Below are 26,329 nucleotides of genomic sequence, written 5' to 3' on the forward strand. Positions count from 1 at the left end.
CACACTCAAGGAGACACTCATGAAGAAGCTGCCTGCGGAAGTCGTTGCCTCGTTACTGGCCGTCACCACCATCCCGATCGCGATGCTGCCGTTGCATTTGCCGCCCTGGGCGATCTTTATCAGTTGGGCCGCCACCTTTGCCATGGGGGGCCCCACGTTGGTGAACCTCAAACGGATCTGGGCGACGCTGCCGGTGGGCGCGTGCTTCGCATGCCTCATCGTGCTGGGGTTCAAGCAAGCGGGCGCCCAGTTCAGCGGCAACACCCTCGTCGCCGCGGAGATGGTGATTCTCTTCGCGGGCAACGGCTCGATGATGGCGCTGGCCCGCGTGTTCCCGGCACTGAATTTCATTCCGGGCATGTTCTTCGGGTTCGCGACGTACTTCGCCACGCTGTTCGGCGGCTTCGGCCCGGTGGCGCAGGACCCGTTGGCGGCACTCGGGGCGGCCGTCGCCATGAATGCTCTCGGCCCGGTCTACGCCTGGGTGAAGGAGCGCTTCTCGGCCCCGGAAGTGACGCATCAACGCCACTGGAAGGGCTGGAAGGCGGAAGTCTGACGCAAGCCTGCCGTTTCGCGCATCAAGCCGGGGCGGCGGCACGGTGCGAGCCGGTTCCGGCTCGACGCACGGACGGGATCGAGGCGAAGCGTCTGCCGGTGTCGGGCGCGCTCCGCCTTCCAATGACATTGTTTGGGGAGACGAACGGCATGACGTTCGCACAAGACATGGCCGATGGGCTGACCACGACACCTCCGGTCGCGACGGGCGACGCCGCCGGCAGTACCACGCGGCGAAACTTCCTGCGGGGCACGGCCGCATTGGCCGGTAGCGCGGTGCTGCCCGCACCGTCGGCCGACGCCGCCCAAGCCGCCCAAGCCGCCCAAGCCGTCCACAGCGACGCGCGAGCCGACGCCGGCCCTCGCCTTGCGCAATCGACGCGGGGCATGGTCACCAGCCCGCACGCGCTGGCCAGCGAGGCGGGACTCGAAGTGCTTCGCGCGGGCGGCAACGCCATTGAAGCCGCGATTGCGATCGGCGCGGTGCTGAGCGTGACGTATCCTCACTTCACCGGTCTGGGCGGCGACGCCTTCATGGTGATCAGCGACCGCGAAGGCAACGTGCGCACGCTCTCGGGCATCGGACAAGCCGCCGCACAGGTGCCGGCCTACCGCGGCGCCATCCCCGTGCGCGGCCCGGGGGCGGCGCTGACGACGGCCGCGACCGTGGCGATCTGGGACAAGGCATTCGACCTCAGTCGCCAGCAATGGGGCGGGCAACAGGCGTGGTCGTCGCTGTTCTCACGCGCCACCGAATACGCGGCAAACGGCTTCCCGGTCACCCCGTCGCAACACTTCTGGCAAACATTGCGCGCGGGCGAACTGTCGGGTTGGGAAGGCTTCGCCTCGGTCTTCATGCCGAACGGCCGCATTCCGCAGGCGGGCGAGCGCTTTCATCAGCCGGCACTGGCGCGCAGCCTCGATCGCATTGCCACCCATGGCGGGCGCGAGTTCTACGAAGGCGATCTGGCCGGCCGCATCGCGGCAGGCCTCAAGCAGGCCGGCTCGCCGCTGCGCGCCGGCGATCTGTCACGGGCGCAGGCGCGCGAGGAAGTGCCGCTGCGCGTGGCCTATCGTGACGGCGAGCTGCTCGGGCTGCGTCCGCCGACGCAGGGCGTGACAACGCTGGAGATCATGGGCATTCTCGATCGCTTCGATCTGAAGTCGATGCCCGAGGGCAGCGCCGACTATTACCACGTGCTGGTCGAAGCGGTGAAGCTCGCGTTCATCGACCGCAATCGCTATGTAGCCGACCCCGATTTCGTCGATGTGCCGGTAGATCGCTTGCTGGCAAGCGCCCACCTTGACGCGCATGCCCGCAGCATTCGCATGGATCGCGCCATGCCGTGGCCACATGTGTTCAAGACCGGCGACACGGTGTACATCGGTGCCGCGGACAGTCAGGGCAACTGCGTGAGCATGCTGCAGACGGTCTACTTCGATTGGGGCAGCGGTGTGGTGCTGGGGGACACGGGCGTGCTGTGGCACAACCGGGGCGCGTCGTTCAGTCTGGACGCCAGGAGTCCGAACGTGCTGCACGGTGGCAAGCGCCCGTTCCATACGCTCAATCCAGGCATGTATCTGAAGCAGGGACGCCCGCAACTGCTGTACGGTACGCAGGGCGCCGACGGGCAACCGCAGACGCTGGCCGCGGTGCTCACCCGCCTGATCGATTACGAGATGGATCCGCTCACCGCGCTGGGAAGGCCGCGCTTCCTGCTCGGCAAGACCTTCTCCGACAGCCGCGATGCCCTCAAGCTCGAACAGGATGCCGGTGCCGATGTGTTCGCGGCGCTGGCGGCGCGTGGGCACGAGATGAGCGAGCTGCCGCCGCAGAGTCAGTTGGCGGGCCATCCCGGTGCGATTCGCATCGGTGCGCACGGGCAGATGAGCGGTGCCCACGATCCTCGCAGCGATGGTCGGGCACTGGGGCTTTGACGCTCGGTTGTTGCGCGTGATACAAGTGCTGCCATCCATTGGCAACGTAAATACTTCACATGGCTGGTAGTGCAAAATCGAATCGCCCGCTCTTCGATCTGGATTTGCTGCGCTCGATCATCACGGTGGCGGATTGCGGCAGCTTCACGGCGGCGGCCGCGCGTCTGCATTCGACGCAATCCACCGTGAGCCAGAAGGTGCGGCGACTCGAAGACCTGGTCGGGCACAAGTTGCTCGAACGCGGCAATCGCGACGTCCATGCCACCGATGCGGGCGAGCGATTGCTCGGCCATGCGCGACAGATGCTCGCGCTCAACGACCAGATGTTCGAGGCACTCTCCGGGGCCGTGATAGTGACGGTGCGGCTGGGCGTGCCGGAGGATTTCGCGACCGGCGCCACGACGCAGGTGCTCGCGCGTTTCAATCGGCAGTATCCGCAGGTCAAGCTCGAAGTCACGAGTGGCCTGAGCCGCGATTTGTTCGCGAGCTACGATCGCGGCGAACTCGATCTCGTGCTAGTCAAGCAGCGTCGCGGCAGTCGCGAATCGGTGGCGAGCCGCCCCGAGAAGCTGGCGTGGATCGACAGCGCGGCGCATCCGTCGTTTGGATGCGATCCGGTCCCGCTCGTGACGTTTCCTGCGCGCGGGTTGTATCGCGACGACATGATTCAGGCGCTTGAGACGATGGGACGCGACTGGCGCATCAGTTTTACCAGTTCCAGCCTGAGCGGCATTCAGGGGGCGGTGGCCGACGGGATGGGAATCAGTCTGGTGCCGCCGCGCGCCGTGCTGCCGCGGCATGCGGTGCTTGGCCGTGCGCAGGGGCTACCGGTCATCGACGCCTTCGAGCTGGCGATCTTTCACCGACCGACGGCGCACGCCATGGTGATGGCGCTCGCCAAAGTGCTCGTCGCGATGCTCGCGACGAAACCGCGCGCGCCGAAGTGAGCGACGCGCGCGGCGGGTGCGTGCGGGGATGGGCGCCAAGGGGCACGCAGCGCAGACGCTGACTTCGGCGCCTGCTCCGGCACCTGTTTCAGCGCGTGCTTCGGCACTTACTTCGGCTGGGCGCCCAGCGTCAGGTTCATGTGACGGTTGACGTCCTTGTACAGCAAGTAGCGGAACGGGCCAGGGCCCCCGGCGTAGCACGCCTGCGGGCAGAAGGCGCGCAGCCACATGAAGTCACCGGCTTCGACTTCCACCCAATCCTGATTCAGGCGATAGACGGCCTTGCCTTCGAGCACATACAAGCCGTGCTCCATGACGTGGGTTTCCGCGAACGGGATCACGCCGCCGGGCTGGAACGTCACGATGTTCACATGCATGTCGTGGCGCATGTCCTGGATGTCGACGAAGCGCGTCGTCACCCAGCGGCCGTCGGTGCCTGGCATCGGAATCGGCTCGACGTCCTGCTCGTGCTTCACGAACGGCTCGGGGGCCGGCAAACCTGGCACGGCTTGATAGTGCTTGCGAATCCAATGGAAGCGGGCGGTGCCCTGGCTGTGGTTGCGCACTTGCCAGTCGGTCGCGGGCGGCAGGAACGCATAGCCGCCCGGGGTGAGGCGGTTCGCCTTGCCCTGGATCGTCACCGTGATCTCCCCTTCGACGACGAACAGCACGCCCTCGGCGTTTTCATCCTGCTCGGGTTGGTCGCTGCCGCCCCCCGCACCGACTTCCATGATGTATTGCGCGAACGTCTCGGCGAAGCCCGAGAGCGGACGGGCCAGCACCCACAGGCGCGTGTTGTCCCAGAACGGCAGATGGCTCGTGACGATGTCGCGCATCACGCCCTTGGGAATGACGGCGTACGCTTCGGTGAACATGGCGCGGTCGGTGAGCAATTCCGATTGACTCGGATGCCCACCCTGCGGCGCGTAATACGTGGTCTTCGACATGATTGATGGCTCCTGTGTCGTTCTGATCGCGGAGTTTCGTGGGGGCGAAACCATCGGGAAAGATGCACAAGATAGCGAACCCGCCATCCATCGACAAATTAAATATCAAAATGCATGGCATTCGATTTTTGAATGAATGACCGACGCTCAGGGCACAACCACGCGCATTGACCAGCGAAATCGGCCGAGCACATTGGCATCGCGGTCCGTGACGATGGCCTCGATCGTCAGCGCTGCGGTGCCGCTGCCCGCGACATCGGCTTGCCAGAAGGCATCCGGGGCGTCGCGCGCGACGGCGACCTGCGGCGAACCCGACTGCGGCGCGTAGCGCGTGGCGTGCGTCAGGCAATGCAACTGCAGGCCGCTCAGCGTTGTCTCGTCATCGAGGCAAAGCTGGAGCATCACGGCATGTTCGCCGCGCATGGCGAGCGGCGTCCAGCGCAGCCGCAAGCGGTCGCCGGGGCGAACGGCGATACGCCATTGCGCCGCATTGACACCGGTGAGCGCCGCGCTATCCGCGGCCAGCCCATAGCAGCAATCGGCGTCCACGCCCACGGGCGCGTCGGTCGCTTCGGGGTGTTGGTCAAGCAGCGTCACGGTATCGATGACAAGCAGAACGTCGGCAATCGCACGGCATGCGCCATCGCCGTCGGAGGGGGTTGCGTCGGACATTGGGATTCCTTGCCGTGAGCCGAGGTGACCGCGATCGGGCGCCCGGATTGGCGCGTCGTGGATCGCGGCGCGGCGCTCGTCAGTGATTGCGAATGGTGATGAACGGATCCCACTGGTAGCAGCCGCACAAATTGCCGCTGCGATCGAGGATCATGAACTGGAAGTGGTAGGTGACGCGACCGGTCTTGAGCGTTTCGCACGACCAGAAGTAGTTCGAGCAGGTCTGCTTCTTCGGATGGGTCGGGTCGGGCGGATTCGGCACGGGGATCGTGACCTCCGCTTCCCGTGGCGAGGGCGGGGAGATCAGGTCGTTGCCCTGATTGCCGATGAACTTGTAGAAGATGCACGATTGCTCGAAGCCGAGCGAGAGCGAGCATTCGCGCCACCGGATGACGTCGCCGACGGTCGCCGCGACGTCCAGCTCGCCGCCCGCCTGTCCGCTCACCACATTACCCTGCGCCACGATCATGAAGACGTGCTTGAAGTCGATGAGCGGAGGATTCGCCATGCTGGAGTTCTTGCCGTACCGGTCGACGATCGTCTTGGTGTCGATGCTGACCAGCACATCGGTGATTTGCGACATGTGTTTCTCCACGAAAGGCTGAGTTGGATGCCGTCCATCGGACGATGGCGGTCTCTAAGCCAGCGGCCTGCCGGCCGCGCGCGAAACGCGGCAACGCGCTTCACGGATGGAGCCTAGAAACGGCGACGGCAATGTTCAACCTCGCGCGGGCTGCGCTTTATGAGTGACAGTTGCGTGCCAAGCGGCGTCGCGACTCGCGTTGCGCGGATGGGCACCGATATACCAATCGGGGAATTGGAGCGAGGCCCCCAGAAAAACCGATGCGTGCGTGTGGGCATCGGGGGCGTCAGCGTCAGGAGCGCATCGGCCGGCCGTGTGAACGAAGCCGGCCTGGACAGACGAGCGGGGGCGGGGCTTAACTCAGCTTGCGGCTGTGTTGCAGGCGTTCGAGCACATGAATGCTCAACCGCGCCGTGTGGCTGCGCATGGCGTTATAGGCGGCTTCGGCGTCAGCCGCGAGCACGGCCTCGACGACGCGCTCGTGCTCGTCGAACGACACGGCGAAGCGCTCTTCGACATCGGATTGCGCCGCGCGGAAGGGCGCCAGACGTTCGCGATGACTGTCGATCAGCGCCATCAACGTCTTGTTCTGCGTGCCCGCGCTCAACAACTGATGGAACTCGCGGTTGAGCGCGAGATAGCCGGCTTCGTCGCCCGCATCCATGCACTGCTTGCTCTGGATGTGAATCATCTCGAGCTGCTTCTTCTGCATCGCGCTCATGCGCTGGGCACTCAGCCGGCAGCACAGGGCATCGAGCTCGCACATCGCTTCGAGCATGTCGGACAGGTCGTCGACGCTGATGCTCGCCACCACGCCGCCCTTGTGCGGGGTGAGTTCAATGAGACCGCGTGCATTGAGTTCGCGCAGCGCTTCGCGAATGGGCGTACGCGACGCCTTGAAGCGCTCGGCCAGTGCGACTTCCTCCAGTTTCTGTCCCGGCGGCAGGCGTCCGTCGATGATCTCGCCGGTCAGCACCCGGCAGATTCGTGCGGCAATGGTTTCGGCCATGCTTGTCTATCTCGCTCCGTGGATGTGTCTTTTTGATTCGATTGTATACATGGGGATTATACGAGTATTTTCCTTCGCCATTACGTCTGGAGGCGCCATCGGGGTGCCATCCCCAGATGGAAAGCGCAGCGGGTTGATCCAAGTGCATTCAAAAATACGTTTTTGGATGCAATATGCTGAGATAGTATACATGAGCGTCTGCCGGGCGTTCCGGCACGCGTCGACACCTCAATTCGAAGGAGACATCTCATCATGGCCAAACTGCGTCACATTGCGCTTTCGGTGCCCGATCCGTGGAAGGCGGCAGAGTTCTATATGCAGGCATTCGACTTCAAGAAAGTGGGCGAGACGGACTCATCGCTCGCCCGGGGCGTTTATCTGTCGGACGGCGTTATCAACCTGGCGTTGCTCAATTACAAGAACGACGAAGCCGCAGGTGATCGCGGCCGCGAGTACGTGGGGCTGCATCACATCGGCATCTGGGTCGAGGATGTCGAGGCCACGCGCACGAAGATCGAAGCTGCGGGGGGCCGCTACTACATGGGCGAAGTGCCGGTGAAGAGCAACATCTTTTATGAAGTGAAGTTCTTCGATCCGAATGGCGTGATCTTCGATGTCACTGCCCACGGCTGGGGCGGTGCGTCGAAGGACGGCACGGGCAAGGACAACGCGCCGGCGCTGCGTCACGAAGGGCTGCAAGCCGATCGCACGGGGCTCTGATACCGCGCCGTCCTCGCTCGGCGACAGCGTTCGCAACACCGCCTCTCCCCGCCGGACGCCAAGCGCCGGCGGCGCTTGGCGTCCGGCGCTCACGGGTCAGTGGCCATCCGGGGTGACCCGCTATAAAAAAATCGACCGTTTGTATAAACAAATAGCGGTAGAAATTCAATTTCTTTGCTATGTATAATCATTCGACTGATTGTATACATGTAGCGCGGGCGGCAGACACCCGGTCAGGGGCGCCGCGACAAAAACGAAAAAACTCAGGAGACAGCATGAAGAAGCGAGTGTTGTGTGCATTGTTGCTGGGCGCACTGCAGGGCGGTGCGTACGCGCAATCGTCCGGGGGCGTGACGCTTTCGGGGTTTGTGGACCTGAACGTCGAGCAGTTGTGGGGATCGGGGGCCAATGGCGGCAAGGTCGCGCGGGTCTCCAGCGGCGGGCTGAACACCTCTCGCTTCAATTTGAGCGGGTTCGAGGACCTGGGTGGTGGCAACCGCGCATTCTTCACGTATGAGCCCATGTTCTCGGCCGCGAACGGCACGCAATCGGCGCAGGCGCGCCAGTCGTTCGTCGGCCTGAAGGGGGCGTGGGGCGAAGTGTCGCTCGGCCGTCAGTTCACGCCGTCGTACTGGATTGCCGGTTACGCCGATCCGAGCTGGGCGGCGGACTTCAGTATGGTCAACAACATGGAGTTCTTCTATGCGTCGTATCGCGTCGACAACTCCATTCAGTACAACACGCCTCGCTGGCACGGGTTGATGGGCCGCTTCATGGCGACGACCGGCGTGGGCGACGGCACGCGTTCGGGCCGTTTCTACTCAGCCGGCCTCGATTACCGCAACGGCGGCATCTTCCTGGGCGCCGTCAGCGAACTGCAATACACGCGCGACATCTACTCGTCGAGCCAGATCCACTCGTCGCGCGACAACTACTTCGCGGCGACCTACAAATTCGGGAGTGTGGAGCCGACCCTGATCTACCACACGTACAACGGCTACTACGCCTATCCGCCCTATGTCGCATTCAATGTGCGCGGCTGGGACATTCAGGCCGGTGTCAGGTATGCGCTGACCGACCGTCATCGCTTCTACGCGAGCTTTGTCCATCGCCAGGACGAGGACAACAAGGCGCTCTCGAACGGCAACGGCTTCGTGATCGGCTACATGTACGGCTTGTCCAAACGCACCACGCTTTACGCCACTTATGCCCGTGTGCAGCACAGCAACGACACAACGGTGCATTACCCGGTGACGTTCCAGGTCACGCCGACCGGCACACAGAACCCGTCGGGCGTGCAGTTCGGCATCCGCCACGCGTTCTGACGCGTTCCGATCGGCGACATCACGCCGCCAGCGCCTGACTGACGCGCTGGCGAGAAGATTTTTGAGACGAAGGAGGAAGACATGTTTCGCAAGCCCACACTCGGCGTTTCGTTGACCGCGACGGCATTGCTCGCCGCGCTCACGATGACGCTCGCGGCCCACGCGTCGGCACCGGACAGCGCGCCGGCGGCGCCCGCTGCCACGCCGTCGGACGCACAGCCCACCGGTACGCCCGGTATGCCGAACGTCAAGGATCCGTACCTGGCGGGATGGTTGCGCCTCACGCCGGATCGCGAGCCCAAGCCGCTCAAGGCTGGCGTCGATTACGGCATGGATCCGGCAACAGGCAAATTCATCTGGCCGAAGGCCACACCGGAAGTACACACCGGTCAGCGCTTTCCCGGTGAACTGACGACGTGGGACAAGAAAAGCTACACAAAGAACGTGAAAGTCCTGGCGTTCTACCCGGGCGTCAATTCGCCGTTCCACGCATGGAACAACATCGCCGACTTCAACGGCAAGCGCTACCTCTATATCCACGATCGCGACTATCTGCGCATCATGGACGTGACCGATCCCGCGCATGGCAAGGTGGTGTATTCGACCGGCGGCGTATGGGGCCCGAAGGGATCGAGCGAGAAGTTCGATCCGAACAATGTGCACGGCTATCTGGGCGGCGCCACCATCGTGTGGAACAAGACGCGGCGCAAGCCGATTCTCGTGGCGTCGTTCGAAATCGGCCGTTACGGCCTGATGACCGACAAGTCGAAGCAGCCGGACAAGGTGGCCGCGCAACGCCACTACAACTCGCTCAAGGGCTTCAAGGTCTTCGAGATGGATGGGCCGCTGCCGTCCGACTGGAAGCTCATCGCCACGCGCACCACCGACTACCGGCATCCGGACGCGCCGGTCGGGCAGCAGCAGGGCTCGGGCTCGCTCGATTCGCCGGAGTTCTACGGCGGCAAGTACATGATTCTCTCGTCGGCGCCGGACGACAGCTACGCACTCACCGAGTACCCGAACTATCTCTACTCGCCGGGCTACCAGGTGTGGGATATGTCGGATCCGGCCAATCCGAAGTTCGTCTCGCAGATCTCGGTGCCGGGGCAGATTCTTGGCAATGCGGCGCACGAACAGGCCTATTTGCAGAATCCGCGGGCGGGCAACCGCACCTCGTGGATGGGCTCGCGCATGCCGATCTTCCTGCCCAAGCCGCTGGAGCAGGGCGGCAAGGTGGGCTTCGGCGCGATGGGCGGTCTGGGGCTGTGGTCGTTCGACTTGTCCGATCCGGCGCATCCGAAGGTACTGGGCAACGTGAATACGGCGCCGAGCTTCGCGGGCACCGAGTACGACAATGCGGACGTGAGCCAGTACGAGCGCACGGGGTACGTGCTGACCAGCGGCTACCCCATGAACCGCGACTGCTATGAGCCGTACAAGGACATCTTCGTGGTCGATGCGCGCAACCCGGCCAAGATGAAGGTCGCGGCGAAACTGCCCGAGCCCGACGTCCCCGAAGGCGCGCCGTTCACCAGCTTTTGCCAGCGCGGCGGTAACTTCGGTCCGAAGCGTTCGAATTCGATCGGCCAGCCGGGTACGTGGCGCCAGGGCATCGTGCCGTACTCGTTCTACAACGCGGGGGTGCAGATTTTCGACGTGAAGGATCCGGCCAAGCCGCGCATTGCGGGCTACTTCGTGCCGGGGCTGGCCGACGAGTCCGAGCTGCCCGTCTACACGCTGGGCAAGGGGGTGTTCGCGATGTACACCGAGTACGACCGCAACATCATGTGGGCCTTCACCGAGAACGGCGCCTACGCCCTGTCGAGCCCGTTGCTGGGTGAGCCCGTGATGGGTGCACCGGCGAAACCCTGGCCGGCACGGTAAGCACAGCGTCAAGGCGGCACGACACGTCGTGCCGTCGCCGCGCACGACTTCACAGGGCCTCCAAAGCGTGAAGTGTTGAGGCGGGCAACCTCCGAAGGTCTCCTGGTTGCCCGCTTCTTTTTTCACCTGAACCCGTTATCGCGCGACATGCCGCGCCACCGCATTGACGGGGGACGCCAGCGGCGCGCCCGCGAGATGGGCGTGAAGGCTGGCGAGCAGCGCGTCGATCTGTGCGTGCAAGGCGGCCGGCGAGCGTCCCGAGACATGCGGCGTCAGCACAACGTTCTCCAGCATGCGCAATGCCGACGGCACCTCGGGTTCGTGCTCGAACACGTCGAGCGCGGCCCCTGCAATCACGCCGTCGCACAGGGCCTCGATCAGGGCCACGGTATCGACGACGCTGCCGCGCGACACGTTCACGAGAAAGCCGTCGGCGCCGAGCCGCGCCAGCACGTCGGCGTTCACGAGGTGATGTGTCGCGGCACCGCCCGGGCAGGCGAGCACGAGAAAGTCGCTGGCGTCGGCCAGAGCGCCGACGTCAGCGACATGGTGCCAGCGGCAGTCGCGGCGTGGTGTGCGCGTGTGATAGCGGATGGACATGCCGAAGCCCTCCGCGCGCGTCGCAATCGCGTGACCGATGTGACCCAGTCCGACGATGCCGAGTCGCGCGCCATGCAGCGTCGGGCGCGGTGCGCGGTGTTTCGCCCAGCCACCAGCTTTCACGGCGCGATCGAGCGTGATGAGGCCGCGTGCGGTGGCGAGCATGAGGGCCAGGGCGTGATCGGCGACGGTCTCGCCGTTGGTATTGGGCGCGTGCGCGACGGCGATGCCACGTGCGGTGGCGGCGGCGACGTCGATGTTCTCGTAGCCCGCCCCGAAGGCGCAGACGAGTTCGAGCTTCGGTAGCGCATCCATCTGCACGGCCGTGAGGCCTGTCGTGCCATTGGTGAGCACGAAGCGGACGTTGGACGCATTGGACATGAGCCGGATGGCATCGGGCCGATCGACGGCCTCGCAACCGGCGTCGATCTCGTGCAGACGCAGTCCCGCGGCGATCAATCGGGCGCGGGCGATCGGCGCAAGCGGGATGAGGGAGAGGAGTGGCGAAGCATCGGTCATGGAGGCCTTCATCGTGAGGATCGTTTGGATAGGAAAATAAAATACAAATCAGTTGCTATGTATACATATGCTATGTATTGTATCTCCACATGGCAATCAAAAAAACGACCGATGCGCAACGCGCGACGTCGGTTCCCTGAGGGAAGACAAGGAGGAAGGTGTGACCTGGTTTGGACTTGCAACTTATGAATCGCTGGCGCCGGGCGCCGTTGCCGCGCGGCGTACCGCGCTTGTGCAACATGGGCATTTGTACGATCTGGAAGCCGTGCTGCGCCACATGGGCGCGGACGTGGACGATGCGGTGCTGGCGACGCACGATCTGACGGCGCTGCTCTCGGACTGGGATGTGCACGGCGAAGCGATCAACGCCGCTGTGCGCCGTGCGCTGGACGCGGGCGTGCCGGCGAAGGTCGGCGCGCTGGCGGGCGACGCCTATCGCCTGTGCGTGCCCTATCAGCCGGGCCGCATCTTTGCGACGGCCTCGAACTATTACGAACACGCGGCCGAAATGGGTACGAAGCTCGCGCCGCGCAGCGAGAGTTCGCCGTACATGTTCATGAAGGCGGAGACGAGCGTGACGGCGACCGGCACGGACGTCGTGCTGCCGCCGCATGCGCAGCGCGTGGACTGGGAGGTCGAGTTGGCGGTGGTCATCGGCCGTCCGGGACGGCACATTCCGGTCGAGCAGGCGCATGAATGGATCGCGGGCTACACGGTCATCAACGATGTCAGCGCGCGCGACCTGAACCGCCGCACCGACTATCCGTTCACGCACGACTGGTTTCGCGGCAAGAGTTTCGATACCTTCGCCCCTCTGGGGCCGTGGTTTGTGCCGCGCGAGGTGATTCTCGATCCCCAACAACTGCGTATGACGCTGTCGGTGAATGGCGAAATGATGCAAGACGACACGACGTCGGGGATGATCTTCAATATTGCGGAGCAGATCGCCTATCTGTCCGACATTCTCACGCTCAAGCCGGGCGATCTGATTGCCACGGGCACGCCGACCGGTGTGGGCATGGGACGTGGCGTCTATCTCAAGGCCGGCGACGTGATGGTGGCGGGCATCGAGGGCATTGGCGTCATCGAGAACCGCGTCGTTGCGCAGCAAAGATAACAACGGTCGCTCAGGTAGCGGCCAGGAGGAGGCGGCAATGGAGCAGTGGCAGTGGGCAAGGCGGTGGTGGACGGTGCTTGCGTGTGCCGGATCGATCGGTGCGATGGGAGCAATGGGGGCGATCGGCACGGTTGGTGCGATCGGTGCGGGCGCGCTGTGGCCGACGCCGGCCGTCGCGCAGGAGAAGGTCAAGTTCAACCTCTCGTGGCTGCCACAGGGCAGCACCGGGGGGGTGCTCGTTGCCATTCACCAGGGCTTTTACCGCGAGGCAGGCCTCGAGGTGTCGGCGGTCGTTGGCCATGGCGGGCAGCGCACCGTCAATGAGGTCGATCAGGGCCTGTTCGAGTTCGGCTACGGCGATCCGATCAGCGTGATGCTCAACCGCGCGCAGGGCGGCAAGACGAAGATGGTGGGCGCGATCAATGCCGTCTGGCCCGGCGCGATCTGCTACCTCGTCAAACCGGGGCGGACCCTTGCGAAGCCCGCCGATCTCAAGGGTTTGTCGATGGGCGGCGGCGGTGCGTCGCCGTTACAGAACATCGTGCCGGCCTGGCTCAAGGCCAATGGCTTGCCGCCGACGGCGATCAAGCTGTTGCGGCTCGACCCGTCGACGATCAATCCGTCGTTCCTGCAAGGTCGCGTGGATCTGACCGAATGCTGGGAAGGCGCTAACCTGCCGGTGCTCAAATCGCTCGCGGCGAAGCAGGGGCGCGAGATCGGATCGCTGCGCTACCGAGATTTCGGGCTCGACATGGTTGGCAACGGCATCGTCACGACCGAGACCATGATTGCGAAGAAGCCTGACGTGGTGCGTCGCTTCGTGCAGGCCACCTATCGCGGCTATGCGTGGATGCGCGAGCATCCGGAGGCGTCGACGGGGGTGATCGTGTCCCAGTACCCCATGCTCGACAAACAGGTCATGGTCGAACAGATTCGGCAGATCGGCGTGCTGGAGACCGACCGCGAAACGCAGGGGCACAAGCCGGGTTGGCTGCCGGTGGCGCGCATGGCGACGACCGCGCAGTTTGTGCGCGACGCCTTCAACCTGCCCCCCACGCTGAAGGCCACCGACATCTATACCAACCAGTTCGTCGAATGACGGTCGCTGAAACGCTTGCAATGCAAGGAGTCGAGATGACAAGCCTCAAACCCAAGCTCAACCCGAAGCGCCTTGGCCACCTGGTGTTGGTGGTGCGTGATATCCAGAAGTCGGCGAAGTTCTACACCGAAGTGCTCGGATTGACCGTCTCCGACTGGATTGGCGACCAGATGGTGTTCCTGCGCGCGGGCACCGACCACCACGATCTGGCGCTCTCGCAGATTCCGAAGGATTCGCCGGACATCGACGATCTGCCGCGTTACGGCCGTCCCGGCATGGAGCACTTCTCCTACCTCGTCGACAGTGTCGAGGAGATGGAGCAAGCCGTGGCGGTGCTGCGTGCGCATGACGTCGAGATCGTGCGTGGGATCGGGCGTCACGGGCCGGGGGCGAACTATTTCCTCGTGTTTAAGGACCCGGATGGCAACAACGTCGAGTTGTATTGCGAAATGACGCAGATCGACGACGACCACCCGTACGAGGCGAAGGTGTGGGAGCGCTCTATCGAGAGCTTCGACCGGTTCCGCTTCGAACGCTTCGTCGTGCCGCCCCCGCCGGGCATGGTCAAGGACAAGTCGGGCGGAAAGACCTAGCCAGCCGAGATTCCGGAGGAGACATCGAATGAAACGCATCGCACAGACGATCGTATTTTGGGGCGTGCTGCTCGCCCTGTGGGAATTGGCCGTGACGTACTTCAAGGTGCAGTCGTACTTGATGCCGCCGCCGTCGGCGATCTTTCGCGCGGCCTGGGAAGTGCATCCGCAAATGCTGGAGGACACCTGGATCACGACGGTCGAAGTGCTGACCGGCTTCGTGGCGGCAGTGGCGGGTGGGCTCGTGATTGGCGTCGTCATCAGCTACAGCGCGTTTGCGCGTCGCACGCTGTACCCGCTCGTCACCGCCTTGCAGAGCATGCCGAAGATCGCGCTCGCGCCGCTGATGATCGTTTGGTTCGGATATGGGTTTGCGTCGAAGCTGGCGTCGACCTTCCTGTTCGCGTTCTTCCCGGTCGTCGTGGCGACCATGGGCGGACTCGCCAGTGTCGCGCGCAACCTCGACGAGCACTTCCGCGCGTTGGGCGCGAGCCCGTGGGACACCTTCTGGCGCCTGTACCTGCCGGCGGCGCTGCCCGCGTTCGCCGATGGGCTGAAGATCGCCATGCCGCTCGCGGTGATCGGCGCGATCGTGGGCGAGTTCATCGGCTCGGAAGCGGGGCTGGGGCATCTGATCGTGTTCGCGTCGGCGGCGGCGCGCACCGACGTCATGTTCGCGGCCATCCTCATGGTGACGCTGCTGGCGGTGGTGCTCTACTGGGTGATCGAGCGTCTGGCGCGCTTTGTCTGGTGGCGAGGGATCAACGTATGACTATCTCGACGACTACGGTGACGCCGTTCCCCGCGCCGTCGCGCCCCGCCGGCGACACGAAAGTGGCACCGGCGGGCGCCGCGCAGGTCCAGGACGCGATGATCGAAGTGCGCCACATCGACAAGACCTTCGCCGCCAAGCAGCGCAAGGCCTCACCGGTGAAGATACTCGACGACGTATCGCTCTCGATTGCGAATCGCGAGTTCGTGTCGATTCTCGGCGCGAGCGGTTGCGGCAAGAGCACGCTGCTGCGCATCGTTGCCGGCCTTGTGCCGCACGACGGCGGCGAGGTGCGGGTGGCGGGCCAGCGCGTGACGCGGCCCGCCCCCGAGATCGGCGTGGTGTTCCAGACGAGCAATATGTTGCCGTGGCTCACGGTGCGGCAAAACCTGCTGCTCGGCACGCGTCTGCGCAAGATCCCGAAAGCCAAGAGCGAGCCGCGCGTGGCGGCGCTGCTGGAGATGCTGGGGCTCGCCCAGTTCGCCGATCATCATCCGCACGAGTTGTCCGGCGGCATGCGCCAGCGCGCGTCGATCGGCCAGATCCTGGCGCTCGAACCGAAAGTGCTGCTCATGGACGAGCCGTTCGGTGCGCTCGACGCCCTCACGCGCGACAACCTGAACGTCGAACTGCTGCGCATCTGGCAGGAGCACCGGCAAACGGTGTTGCTCGTCACGCACAGCATCGAGGAGGCGGTGTTCCTGTCGGATCGCGTGATCGTGATGTCGGCGCGTCCGGGTAAGGTCCAGCAGGAAGTCGTGATCGATCTGCCGCGTCCGCGCTCGCCGCAGACGATCAAGCAGCACCCGCGTTACGCGGGGTATGTCGCGCAGCTCTCGCAGCTGATGGGGGTCTATTGATGACCGCGCAGACGATTGCGGCGACGGCAGACGGATGGGCGCGAGCCCGAGCGCGCATGCGCGCGCTCGGGCCGCGCTGGGCCGACGATATCGCTGCCGGACGGCGCCTCGTGCTGGAGACCTACACGCCGCTGCTCGCGCAGGCGTCGACCGACGCGTACACCGTCGTGCGTGATCTGGCCTATGGCCCGCATGCGCGGCATCGGCTTGACGTCTATCGGCCGGCGTCGCGTTTGCGCGAGCCTGCGCCGGTCGTCGTCTTCGTGCATGGCGGCGGATTCGTTCGCGGCGACATGAACGCCAATGCGCAGATCTACGGCAACGTGCCCCGATACTTCGCGCGTCACGGGTGCGTGGCGGTCAACGTGGAGTATCGGCTCGCGCCCGAGGCGCCGTTCCCGGGCGGCGCGCAGGACGTGGGCGCCGCGGTGCGCTGGGTGCGCGAACATATCGGCGAGTATGCGGGCGAGGGTGGGGCCGACGTGAGGCGCATGCTGTTGATCGGCCATTCGGCCGGCGGCTCGCACGTGGCCAGCTATCTGTGCGATCCGCGGGTGCGGCCGGCGCAGCCCGAGGTGGCGGGGACCGTGCTCATCAGCGCGCGACTGCGTGCGGACGTGCTGCCCGACAATCCGAATGCCCCCGGTGTGGTGGCGTATTACGGCGACGCGCCTGCACGCCACGAGGCCGACGCGCCGATGGCGCATGCCGAAGCGATGCCGGTGCCCGTGATGACCGTCGTGGCGGAGTTCGAAAATCCCCATCTCGACACCTACGCGCTTGAGTTCTGTCATCGGTTGGCCAAGCGCGACGCCCGCGCGCCGCGCTGGCTACAGGTGCGCGACCACAACCATACGTCGGTGGTTGCGCATCTCGATTCCGGCGACGAGTCGCTCGGTCGCGAAATCCTGCACTTCCTGCACGACATCGACCCATCGCCCTGATGCGGTCCGCGCCTGCCTGCGCCGGTGAGCCATTGCGCCGTTGAGCCCTTGAACCGTTGATCGAATCGGCGGCGGATCAGCAGCGAACAGGCGGCTCTCGGCGCAGGCAGCGTCGTTCATCTCTCCCTCCCTCAAGGAACTGTCATGGTCGATCATGAATTGACCGGGGCGTTTGCGCCCGTCGTCACGCCGTTTCAGGCGGATATGACGCCGGATGCCCCCCGTTTTCTCGCGCATTGCGAATGGTTGCTCTCGCACGACGTGGGCCTGGCCCCGTTTGGTACGAACAGCGAAGCGAATTCTCTCGACGCCCGCGAGCGCATGGCGTTGCTCGATCATCTGGTCGACAACGGCCTTGACGTGCGGCGCATGCTGCCCGGCACCGGCTGCTGTTCGTTGCCCGAGACCGTCACGCTCACGCGTCATGCGATCGAGCGAGGATGCGCGGGGGTGCTCATGCTGCCGCCGTTTTTCTACAAAGGTGTCACCGACGATGGCGTGTACGACTACTACGCCCGCGTGATCGATCAGGTGAACGATGCACGTTTGCGGCTGTACCTGTATCACATTCCGGCGCTCTCGGGCGTGCCCATCACGCTGCCGGTGATCGAGCGGCTCAGGCGCGACTTCCCGCAGACCGTGGTTGGCATCAAGGACAGCTCGGGTGATTGGACTCACCTGAGCGCGATGCTCGACGCCTTCCCCGGCTTCGGCATCTTCCCGGCATCTGAGTCGCTGGTGTCGCGCGCGTCGGCCAAGGGCGCGAAAGGCTGCATTTCCGCGACGGTCAACATCAATGCGCCGATGATCGGGCGCTTGTGTCGCGAGTGGGCGGACGATGGCGGTGCAGCGCTTCAGGCACAGGCTGACGTCGTTCGCGGCATCGTGCAGTCGTTCCCGATGATTCCGGCGCTCAAGGCGGTGCTGGCCTCGCAGCGTGACGATCCGGCGTGGGCGCGAGTGCGCGCGCCGCTTACGCAACTGACGAGCGACCAACACGTACGGCTGCACGCGCAGTTGTCCGCTTGCGGTTTCACGTTGGCAGGGTAAGCGGACATGCGCGGCACGTTACGGTATCGAGGGGCACGTCGTGGCTGGCGGTGTGTCGGGACCACGCGGCTGGCGGCGGCATGGAGCCTTGCGTTGGCGCTGGGTCCGGGCGCTTGCGAGGTGTCGCACGCTCAGGTGCAGGTCTACGGCCACCTCACGCCGATGACCGATTGGGTCAGTGTGAGCGGGCGTCAGGCGAGCGCGTCTGCGCCGCGTCCGACCCAGGCGCCGTCGGGGGCCATCAATGCGCCGACGGCGAGCGGTGCGCGCATGCTGTCGAGCATTTCGTACTTCGGCCTGCGCGGCAAGGAAGATCTTGGCGACGGGTATGCCGCGATCTGGCAGATCGAGACACCTGTCGCGCTCGACGGAAAATCCACCGGCACGATCGCGGGACGCAATACGAATGTGGGCCTGAGCGGGCCGTTCGGTACGGCGTTTCTGGGCAACTGGGACACGCCGTATCAATGGTCGACGCTCGCGGTCGGCTCGCCGGTGCGCAATCCATACACCGGCGACCTGAGCACGATCCTGAGCAATCCCGGATTCAATGTGCCTAACACGACGACGCAATCGGGGCGGGTGGGTAGTGCGGTCGATGCCACGTTCAACCGGCGGCAGGGCAACAGTCTTCAGTACTGGACACCGACGTGGGCCGGGTTGCAACTGCGGTTCTCGTACTCGCCGTCGAACAGCAAGGTCGTCACGCCGGCGGGCGAGATCTCGCCACAGGTGTTCGGGGCCGGACTGGAGTATCTGAACGGCCCGCTGCGCGTGCGTTACGCGTACGCGCTGCACAAGGACTACTTCGGGCTGGCATGGCTCGGCGCGCCGTCGTCCGCCAATCCGTCCAATGTCGGATCGCACGCCACGGGGTCGCGCGACGACGCGCACAAGGTGCTTGTCGTCTTCACCTACGCGCAAACCAAGTGGGTCGCGGGCTGGGATCGGCTCACCTACCGCACGGACGACGGCACGGTCGGCAATCTCAACCGCTACCGGCGCGATGCGTTCTACGCCATGGTCCAGCACTGGTTTGGCGGTGGCCGTCACTCGGTCTGGCTCGGCGGCGGCTATGCGACGAACGGCGCGTGTTCACGCACGGGCGGTGCATCGTGCAGTACCGACGGGCTTGGCGCGACGCAGCTCAATCTTGGCTATCGCTACGACTTTTCACGGCGCACGGACGTGTACGTCGCGTACTACCAGGTCATCAATCGCGCTTGGGGCCGCTACGGCGTCTCGCCGCGTCCGACGCTCGGCGCGAACGGCGCAAGCGCACCGCCGGGCGCGCACTACCGGGGCATCGGCTTCGGCATCGAACACAGCTTTTGAACAGCACCATCCGACTCACAGGAGACGAAATTGAAGACGACACAAGCGAGCTTCGACAGCATTGTCGAGCGAGAAAAGGGGCTGCATCGCGGCCTGAGCAGTGGGCAATTGTCGATGATTGCCATTGGCGGTGCGATTGGCACCGGCCTCTTTCTGGGCAGTGCGTTCGCCATTGGCTTTGCCGGGCCGAGCGTGCTGGTGAGCTATGCGATCGGCGGCTTGATTGCGCTGTTGCTGATGGGGTGTCTGGCGGAGATGACCGTGGCGCACCCGACGTCCGGGTCATTCGGCGCCTATGCCGAGCACTACATCGGGCCGCTGGCGGGGTTTCTCGTGCGTTACGGCTACTGGTCGTCGATCGTGTTCGCGGTCGGCACCGAGGTCACGGCCATCGCTGTTTACATGAAGTACTGGTTCCCGGCGGTGCCCGGCTGGTACTGGATCGTCGGCTTCTCGGCGGGCCTGATCGGCATCAATGCGGCGAGCGTGAAGGTGTTTGGCGCGGTCGAGTACGGATTTTCGATGCTCAAGATCGCGGCCATTGTCGTGTTCCTGATGCTCGGGGCCTATGTGGTGTTTCGGGCGCCGGTGGACAGCGGTATCGGGTTGGCCAACTACACGTCGCACGGCGGATTCTTCCCGAGGGGGGGATGGGGGATGTGGGTCGCGGTGATCGTGTCGATCTTCAGCTACCTGAGCATCGAGATGATTGCCGTGGCCGCCGGCGAGGCGCAGGATCCGCAGCGGGCGATCACGCGCGCCTTCCGGGCGACGATGTTCCGTCTGGTGTTCTTCTATCTGCTCACGCTCGCATTGACGCTTGCCATCGTGCCGTGGAGCGCGGCGGGTGAAGACGGCAGTCCGTTCGTCAAGGTGATGGCCGCGACGCATATCCCGGGCGCGGCGGGGGTGATCAACCTGGTGATTCTGGTGGCCGCGCTCTCCGCGATGAACAGTCAGCTCTACATCACCACGCGCATGATGTTCAGCCTGTCGCGGGCGGGGTACGCGCCGCGCCGGTTCGGCGAGGTGAGTCGTAACGGCGTACCGGTCGCGGCGCTCATGCTCTCGACCATCGGCATCGGGCTGGCGGTCGCGCTCAACGTGTTCGTGCCGCGGGCGTCGTTCACGCTGATGATGTCCGTGTCGATGTTCGGCGCGATGTTCACGTGGCTGATGATCTTCGTCACGCACCTGTACTTCCGCCGTGCGCACGAGGCAGCGTCGCTGAGCTTTCGCATGTGGGGCTATCCGTATGCGAGTCTGGCGGGCGCGCTGCTCATGCTGGCGACACTCGTGACCACCTATTTCACCGACGAATTCCGCCTGACGCTGGTCTACGGCGTTCCGTTTGTCGTGGCGTTGTCAGTGATCTATGCGGTCTGGTATCGCGGAGATACCCCCGCCGCTGCCATGCATACGCAGGGGCCGAAGCAGTGAAGTCGCACGGCGCGCTTTTTTTCCGTCCGGTGCGCACGCCTTCGACTGATCGCTTTGCCGGGACACGATCCGCGCCCCGGGAACGACCGTGGCGTTGCCCTCAGAGCAGACGATAAGCGAGGCGGGCGGCGACGCGAGCCCCTGCGCCTTGCGGGTCAAAGCGCGGGTTGTATTCGGCCAGGTCGGCCACGCGCAGTTTGCCTGATCGGCGTACGTGCGTGACGATGGCTTCGACAACGGACATTGGCACGCCATACGCGGCGGGGGCGGATACCCCTGGCATGACTGGCGCCGGAAGCACATCGAGATCGATCGTCAGATAGACATGTGAGACGTCGGCAATCCATGCGTCAATCTGTGCGAGACGCGCCTCCAGATGCCGCTCTTGCATTTCGGTGTCTTCCACGTGAATCACGTTCAACTCGCGCGCGCGGTCGAACAGCGATGCTGTATTGCTCAACCGGCTGACACCCAGACATGCGTAGTCGAACGGAAGTCCGGCCGCTTCGCAGGTCTGCGCGATCTGATCGAACGGCGTGCCCGACGAGCCTGGGCGCGCCGTGCGCAGATCGAAATGGGCGTCGAGATTCAGGATCAACAGGCGCGAGCGGTCGCCCGTCGCATCGAGATGCGCGCGCAGTCCTTGCCACGTGCCCCACGCAATTTCGTGACCGCCGCCCAGCACCACCGGTTGCGCCCCGGCATCGAGCTGATGGCGTACCGCGTCGGCCAGTGCTGCTTGGGCCGCCTCGAGATCATCGCCATCACATGGGATATCGCCGGCATCGAACAGGCACGCGATGTCGTGGGCGGGCAGGTTCGCCAGCGCCTGACGGATCGCTTGCGGACCCTCAACGGCGCCAACGCGTCCCTGGTTGCGTTTGACGCCTGCATCGCAGGCGAAGCCGAGCAGCACGGGCGCGCCGCCCGCTGCCGCGTCAGTGCGCGCATCGATCTCGCGCACGACGTTGAACAGCCGGCGCGTGTCGCCGCGCTCGCCGGTATCCGTGCGACCGCGCCAGACCGGGGAATCGCCGGTCACCGATTGCCATTGAATTGCCATGCAAGTCTCCTGTGCGCCGTGCGGGATCAAACCGAGGTCAGGTCGCGCCACTGGCCGTGGCGTACGGTCCGAGACGGCAACTCGCCGCCCAGCCAGTAGGCGAGTTCTGCCGGTCGATCGATTTCCCACGCCACGAAGTCCGCCGTCTTCCCGGCTTCGAGAGTGCCGTGCGTGCCGAGCATGCCGAGGGCTTTGGCCGCATTGCGCGTAACGCCCGCCAGTGCTTCTTCCGGGGTGAGTCCGAACAGCGTGCAGGCCATGTTGAGCATCAAGCGTAGCGAGAGCGCGGGCGACGTGCCCGGGTTCAGATCCGACGCCACCGCGATGTCGACGCCGTGACGACGCAGCAGATCCACCGGTGGGCGACGCGTCTCCTGCAACATGTGGAACGCGCCCGGCAGCAGAACGGCAACCGTGCCCGCGCGTCCCATCGCGGCGGCATCGTCAGCGCTCATATATTCCAGATGATCCGCCGACAGGGCACCCATCTCGGCCGCAAGACTTGCGCCGCCGAGCGGCGAGAGTTGCTCGGCGTGCAGCTTCACCGGCAGCTTCAGTTTCTGCGCGCGCAGCAGCACGCGCATCACCTGCGACGGTGAGAAGGCAATGGTCTCGCAAAAGGCATCGACCGCATCGACCAGATGCTCCTCCGCGAGCTTGGGCAGGATGTCATTGCAGACGTAATTCACGTACTCGTCCGCCTTGCCCGCGAATTCCGCAGGCACCGTGTGCGCGGCCAGGCATGTGGTCTTCACCGTGACCGGCAACGCCTCGCCGAGGCGACGTGCCACGCGCAGCATCTTGCGCTCGCTGTTCAGATCGAGGCCGTAGCCCGACTTGATCTCCACCGTGGTGACGCCGTCGCGCATCAAGGCAAGCAACCGTTTGCGCGCCGATTCGAAGAGCGCGTCCTCGGTGGCGTCGCGGGTGTGCCGCACCGTGTGCTTGATGCCGCCGCCGGCGGCGGAGATGTCCGCGTAGCTCACCCCCTGCAACCGTTGCTCGAATTCGAGGCTGCGGTTGCCGCCAAACACCAGATGCGTATGGCAATCGATCAGGCCGGGCGTGACCCACGCCCCTTGCAGATCGACGCACGCGTCGGTGCCCGAGGCCGAGCGCTCGCTGCGCGCGCCGACCCACTCGATATGCTTGCCGCATGTGACGATCGCGGCATCTTCGATGGCGTGATAACGGCCGTCGCGCATGGTCGCGACGTGACAGTTCTTCCAGTAGGTCCGTTTCATGAGAGGCTCATTCCAGGCTCATTGGGCCGCGCACCTGCGCTTCCTTGGGTTTCACGCCGAACTGATAGGCCACCGACATCAGCACGATCCAGCCGGCACCGACATACAACGCAACACGGGTGTCCTCCATATAGCCCAGCACCCCGATCACGAACAGCATGAACGCGATGGCCAGCGCCGGACCGACCGGCCACAGCGGCACCTTGAACTTGAGCGCGGCGACTTCCGTGGCAGACAGGCGACGGCGCATCGCCACCTGCGAGAGCAGGATCATCAGCCAAACCCACACGGTGGCAAACGTGGCAATCGACGCAATGATCAGGAACACGCCTTCCGGGATCAGGTAGTTGAGCACCACACCGCCGAGCAGCGCGGCCGTCATCACCAGCACCGTGACCCACGGCACGCCATGACGCGACGTCGCCGAGAACGCGGCCGGCGCCTGACCGTGTTCGGCCATGCCGAACATCATGCGGCCCGCGCCGAAAATGTTGCTGTTGATGGCCGAGATGGCGGCGGAAATCACGATCACATTGAGGACGGCGGCGGCGGACTTGATGCCCAGCCCCGAAAAGATCTGCACGAACGGACTGCCCTGGCTGCCAATGCCGGTCCACGGGAAGATCGCCATGAGCACACACATCGTCAACACGTAGAACAGCAGAATGCGCATCGGCACGGCGTTGATGGCGCGCGGGATCACGGTTTCCGGATTCTTGGCCTCCCCGCCGGTAATGCCGATGATCTCGATCCCGCCGTAGGCGAACATCACCACGGCCAGCGACGCCACGAGTCCGCCCCAGCCATTGGGCAGGAAACCGCCGTGCGACCAGAGATTGCTTACCGCAGGGGCATGCTCGCTATGGAGTTGCACGCCCGCGAACAGAATCACACCGCCCCCCACGATCATCGCGACGATGGCGAGAATCTTCACCAGCGCCAGCCAGAATTCCATCTCCCCGTACACCTTCACGTTGCACAGATTCAGCCCGCAGATCAGCATCACGATGCCAAGCACCCAGACCCATTGCGGCACGTCCGGGAACCAGAAGCCCAAATAGATGCCGAACGCGGTCACGTCCGCGAGACAGACGATGACCATCTCCAGAATGTAGGTCCAGCCCGTGAGAAACCCCGCCAGGGGGCCAAGGTTGTCGCTCGCATAGCGGCCGAACGAGCCGGAGACGGGCTGGCGCACGACCATCTCGCCCAGCGCGCGCATCACCATGTACACGGCGGCGCCGCCCAGAACATAGGCCAGGATGACGGCCGGACCGGCCAGTTGGATGGCGGACGCCGAGCCGTAGAACAGGCCCGTGCCGATGGCGGAGCCGAGCGCCAGAAAGCGGATGTGCCGCGCGCTCAGATTGCGTTGCAGGTTTTTCAAGCTGTCTCCTGAATGCGTGATGAGCCAGCCCGCGATCGCGGGCGGCAAGGGGATGCGGGGGGACGGGCAGCCCTGTCCCCGACCGCCGGTGGCGCGAATCGCAGTTCGCTTCGCCCCGGCGGGGGAAGAGGCCTGTGCGATTTAAATGACCGGCGCGCTAGGCAACGTGCCTGACGGCACCAGCGCACTGAGCTGCCGCTGGGCGATCAACGCGCTGGCTCCCTCGATGTCGGGCGCAAAATAGCGGTCCTTATCGTAGAACGGAACCGACTGGCGCAGGAGAGCGCGCGCGCGCTCAAGTGCCGGGGTCGACTTGACCCCCTCGCGGAAGTCCAGCCCCTGGCAGGCGCTAAGCCATTCGATCGCGATAATCCCCTTGACGTTATCGGCCATCTCCCAAAGCCGCTTGCCGGCGTTGGGGGCCATCGACACATGATCTTCCTGGTTGGCCGAGGTCGGCAGACTGTCGACACTGGCCGGATGTGCCAATGCCTTGTTCTCGGAGGCGAGTGCGGCGGCCGTCACCTGCGCGATCATGAAACCGGAGTTCACGCCGCCGTTGGCCACGAGAAACGCGGGCAATTGCGACATGTGCTTGTCCATCATCAGGGAGATGCGACGCTCGCTCAGCGCGCCGATTTCGGCCAGCGCCAGCGCGAGGTTGTCCGCGGCCATGGCGACCGGCTCGGCGTGGAAGTTGCCGCCGGAGATCACGTCGCCCTGTTCCCAGAACACGAGCGGGTTGTCCGACACCGCATTCGCTTCGACGGCGAGCACCTCGGCCGCCTGACGGATCTGCGTGAGACACGCGCCCATGACTTGCGGCTGGCAGCGCAGCGAGTAGGGGTCTTGCACCTTTTCGCAATGCGCATGCGATTCGCCGACCTCGCTGGTCTCGCCGAGCAGATGACGATAGAGCGCTGCGGCATCGATCTGGCCACGCTGGCCGCGAGCGGCATGAATGCGGGCATCGAACGGGGCGCGCGAGCCGAGCATGGCTTCGACCGTCAGGGCGCCGCAAACGCTGGCGGCCGCGAACATGTCTTCCGCTTCGAATAGGCCACGCAGTGCATAGGCCGTCGAGACCTGCGTGCCATTGAGCAGCGCCAGGCCCTCCTTGGCGGCGAGCGTGAGCGGCTCGAGCCCGGCCACGGCAAGGGCCTCGCGAGCGCTCATCCACTGGCCGCGATAACGCGCTTCGCCCTCGCCCAGCAACAGCAGCGACATGTGAGCGAGCGGGGCGAGATCGCCGGAGGCGCCGACCGAGCCCTTGAGCGGGATACGCGGATACACCTCGGCGTTCACCAGCGTGACGAGCGCATCGATGACTTTACGGCGAATGCCCGAGAAGCCCCGCGCCAGGCTGTTGATCTTGAGCAACATGATCAGGCGCACGAGCGCGTCGTCGAGCGGCGCGCCCACGCCGGCGGCGTGCGAGAGCACGAGCGAGCGTTGCAGGTTTTCGAGATCGTCTTTGGCGATGCGCGTCGTGGCGAGCAGACCGAAGCCGGTGTTGATGCCGTAAGCCGTGCGGCCTTCGGCGACGATGCTTTCCACGCAAGCCACGCTGTTGTCGATGGCCGCATAGGCGGACTCGTCGAGCGTGACGGTGGTCGGGTTCTGGTAGACGTCGCGCAGCTGCGTCAGCGTGAGCGTGCCGGGCGTCACAAACAGTTTTGCCATGGACGGATTTCCTTGATTCGACATATTCGGGGGGTGTGGCTTG

At 64.8% G+C, this 26,329-nt stretch carries 25 protein-coding genes; 16 read left to right on the top strand and 9 right to left on the bottom strand.

What is annotated here, in order from left to right; translation table 11 throughout:
• Positions 1 to 19: 19 nt before the first annotated feature.
• The 3 genes from PCE31107_RS10050 to PCE31107_RS10060 all read left to right on the top strand — a co-directional run bounded on the left by PCE31107_RS10050 (position 20) and on the right by PCE31107_RS10060 (position 3,440).
• Positions 20 to 556 carry a DUF1097 domain-containing protein gene (locus tag PCE31107_RS10050; RefSeq protein WP_017232176.1) on the top strand — a complete coding sequence of 179 codons (537 nt, stop codon included), beginning with the start codon at positions 20 to 22 and terminating at the stop codon, positions 554 to 556.
• 167 nt (positions 557 to 723) lie between these two features.
• Entirely contained in the window at positions 724 to 2,493 is a 1,770-nt protein-coding gene (locus PCE31107_RS10055) for a gamma-glutamyltransferase family protein (protein ID WP_150608464.1), read from the top strand.
• A gap of 59 nt (positions 2,494 to 2,552) precedes the next feature.
• A complete protein-coding gene (locus PCE31107_RS10060) occupies positions 2,553 to 3,440 on the top strand; it encodes a LysR substrate-binding domain-containing protein (RefSeq protein ID WP_130026058.1) in 888 nt (295 codons plus the stop codon).
• A gap of 107 nt (positions 3,441 to 3,547) precedes the next feature.
• Here PCE31107_RS10060 and PCE31107_RS10065 read toward each other — a convergent pair whose 3' ends face one another.
• The gene (locus PCE31107_RS10065; protein ID WP_017232174.1) at positions 3,548 to 4,387 is read right to left on the bottom strand and encodes a bifunctional allantoicase/(S)-ureidoglycine aminohydrolase; all 840 of its coding nucleotides are present in this window, start codon (positions 4,385 to 4,387) and stop codon (positions 3,548 to 3,550) included.
• Here PCE31107_RS10065 and PCE31107_RS23335 point away from each other — a divergent pair.
• A complete protein-coding gene (locus PCE31107_RS23335; protein WP_174966611.1) occupies positions 4,386 to 4,523 on the top strand; it encodes a hypothetical protein in 138 nt (45 codons plus the stop codon). The two genes, PCE31107_RS10065 and PCE31107_RS23335, sit on opposite strands and share 2 nt — an antisense overlap.
• Before the next feature lie 11 nt (positions 4,524 to 4,534).
• On the opposite strand, the gene PCE31107_RS10070 is transcribed toward PCE31107_RS23335, so the two are convergent.
• From PCE31107_RS10070 to PCE31107_RS10080, 3 genes are all read right to left on the bottom strand, one after another.
• Positions 4,535 to 5,059, bottom strand: a complete 525-nt coding sequence (locus PCE31107_RS10070) for an AidA/PixA family protein (protein ID WP_150608137.1) — start codon at positions 5,057 to 5,059, stop codon at positions 4,535 to 4,537.
• 79 nt (positions 5,060 to 5,138) lie between these two features.
• Positions 5,139 to 5,642, bottom strand: coding sequence for an inclusion body family protein (locus tag PCE31107_RS10075; RefSeq protein ID WP_130026056.1), 504 nt, complete (start codon positions 5,640 to 5,642; stop codon positions 5,139 to 5,141).
• Positions 5,643 to 5,997: 355 nt separating this feature from the next.
• Positions 5,998 to 6,651 (bottom strand): GntR family transcriptional regulator, encoded by a 654-nt coding sequence (locus PCE31107_RS10080; RefSeq protein WP_130026055.1) that lies wholly within the window; start codon positions 6,649 to 6,651, stop codon positions 5,998 to 6,000.
• A 252-nt stretch (positions 6,652 to 6,903) separates the two neighbouring features.
• Between PCE31107_RS10080 and PCE31107_RS10085 the strand changes: the two genes are divergently transcribed.
• From PCE31107_RS10085 to PCE31107_RS10095, 3 genes are all read left to right on the top strand, one after another.
• Positions 6,904 to 7,371, top strand: coding sequence for a VOC family protein (locus PCE31107_RS10085; RefSeq protein ID WP_246181781.1), 468 nt, complete (start codon positions 6,904 to 6,906; stop codon positions 7,369 to 7,371).
• A gap of 275 nt (positions 7,372 to 7,646) precedes the next feature.
• A complete protein-coding gene (locus PCE31107_RS10090) occupies positions 7,647 to 8,696 on the top strand; it encodes a porin (protein WP_150608141.1) in 1,050 nt (349 codons plus the stop codon).
• Positions 8,697 to 8,777: 81 nt separating this feature from the next.
• Complete coding sequence (locus PCE31107_RS10095; RefSeq protein ID WP_130026054.1) at positions 8,778 to 10,580, top strand: LVIVD repeat-containing protein; 1,803 nt, start codon at positions 8,778 to 8,780, stop codon at positions 10,578 to 10,580.
• Positions 10,581 to 10,715: 135 nt separating this feature from the next.
• On the opposite strand, the gene PCE31107_RS10100 is transcribed toward PCE31107_RS10095, so the two are convergent.
• Positions 10,716 to 11,699, bottom strand: a complete 984-nt coding sequence (locus tag PCE31107_RS10100; RefSeq protein ID WP_165385431.1) for a 2-hydroxyacid dehydrogenase — start codon at positions 11,697 to 11,699, stop codon at positions 10,716 to 10,718.
• 160 nt (positions 11,700 to 11,859) lie between these two features.
• On the opposite strand from PCE31107_RS10100, the gene PCE31107_RS10105 reads away from it, so the two are divergent.
• The 9 genes from PCE31107_RS10105 to PCE31107_RS10145 all read left to right on the top strand — a co-directional run bounded on the left by PCE31107_RS10105 (position 11,860) and on the right by PCE31107_RS10145 (position 20,909).
• Positions 11,860 to 12,816, top strand: a complete 957-nt coding sequence (locus PCE31107_RS10105) for a fumarylacetoacetate hydrolase family protein (RefSeq protein WP_150608143.1) — start codon at positions 11,860 to 11,862, stop codon at positions 12,814 to 12,816.
• A 37-nt stretch (positions 12,817 to 12,853) separates the two neighbouring features.
• Complete coding sequence (locus PCE31107_RS10110) at positions 12,854 to 13,915, top strand: ABC transporter substrate-binding protein (RefSeq protein WP_150608145.1); 1,062 nt, start codon at positions 12,854 to 12,856, stop codon at positions 13,913 to 13,915.
• 35 nt (positions 13,916 to 13,950) lie between these two features.
• Entirely contained in the window at positions 13,951 to 14,508 is a 558-nt protein-coding gene (locus tag PCE31107_RS10115) for a VOC family protein (protein ID WP_017232163.1), read from the top strand.
• Between the two features lie 28 nt (positions 14,509 to 14,536).
• Positions 14,537 to 15,280 carry an ABC transporter permease gene (locus tag PCE31107_RS10120; RefSeq protein WP_017232162.1) on the top strand — a complete coding sequence of 248 codons (744 nt, stop codon included), beginning with the start codon at positions 14,537 to 14,539 and terminating at the stop codon, positions 15,278 to 15,280.
• On the top strand, positions 15,277 to 16,140 hold the full coding sequence (locus PCE31107_RS10125; protein ID WP_130026050.1) for an ABC transporter ATP-binding protein: 864 nt from the start codon (positions 15,277 to 15,279) through the stop codon (positions 16,138 to 16,140). The genes PCE31107_RS10120 and PCE31107_RS10125 overlap by 4 nt, the downstream gene beginning before the upstream one ends.
• Positions 16,140 to 17,084: an alpha/beta hydrolase gene (locus PCE31107_RS10130; protein ID WP_150608147.1), complete on the top strand. Its 945-nt coding sequence runs from the start codon at positions 16,140 to 16,142 to the stop codon at positions 17,082 to 17,084. The genes PCE31107_RS10125 and PCE31107_RS10130 overlap by 1 nt, the downstream gene beginning before the upstream one ends.
• Before the next feature lie 144 nt (positions 17,085 to 17,228).
• Positions 17,229 to 18,134 carry a dihydrodipicolinate synthase family protein gene (locus PCE31107_RS10135; RefSeq protein WP_150608149.1) on the top strand — a complete coding sequence of 302 codons (906 nt, stop codon included), beginning with the start codon at positions 17,229 to 17,231 and terminating at the stop codon, positions 18,132 to 18,134.
• A gap of 6 nt (positions 18,135 to 18,140) precedes the next feature.
• A complete protein-coding gene (locus PCE31107_RS10140; protein ID WP_150608151.1) occupies positions 18,141 to 19,469 on the top strand; it encodes a porin in 1,329 nt (442 codons plus the stop codon).
• 30 nt (positions 19,470 to 19,499) lie between these two features.
• Positions 19,500 to 20,909, top strand: a complete 1,410-nt coding sequence (locus PCE31107_RS10145) for an amino acid permease (RefSeq protein WP_150608153.1) — start codon at positions 19,500 to 19,502, stop codon at positions 20,907 to 20,909.
• A gap of 100 nt (positions 20,910 to 21,009) precedes the next feature.
• On the opposite strand, the gene hutG is transcribed toward PCE31107_RS10145, so the two are convergent.
• The 4 genes from hutG to hutH form a co-directional block, all read right to left on the bottom strand.
• A complete protein-coding gene (hutG, locus tag PCE31107_RS10150) occupies positions 21,010 to 21,972 on the bottom strand; it encodes a formimidoylglutamase (RefSeq protein WP_150608155.1) in 963 nt (320 codons plus the stop codon).
• Positions 21,973 to 21,998: 26 nt separating this feature from the next.
• Positions 21,999 to 23,216, bottom strand: a complete 1,218-nt coding sequence (gene hutI, locus PCE31107_RS10155; RefSeq protein ID WP_150608157.1) for an imidazolonepropionase — start codon at positions 23,214 to 23,216, stop codon at positions 21,999 to 22,001.
• Between the two features lie 7 nt (positions 23,217 to 23,223).
• The gene (locus PCE31107_RS10160) at positions 23,224 to 24,603 is read right to left on the bottom strand and encodes an amino acid permease (RefSeq protein WP_150608159.1); all 1,380 of its coding nucleotides are present in this window, start codon (positions 24,601 to 24,603) and stop codon (positions 23,224 to 23,226) included.
• Positions 24,604 to 24,744: 141 nt separating this feature from the next.
• Entirely contained in the window at positions 24,745 to 26,310 is a 1,566-nt protein-coding gene (gene hutH, locus PCE31107_RS10165) for a histidine ammonia-lyase (protein WP_217425195.1), read from the bottom strand.
• Between the last annotated feature and the right edge of the window lie 19 nt (positions 26,311 to 26,329).

The organism is Pandoraea cepalis, from assembly GCF_902459625.1.
GTDB lineage: Bacteria > Pseudomonadota > Gammaproteobacteria > Burkholderiales > Burkholderiaceae > Pandoraea > Pandoraea cepalis.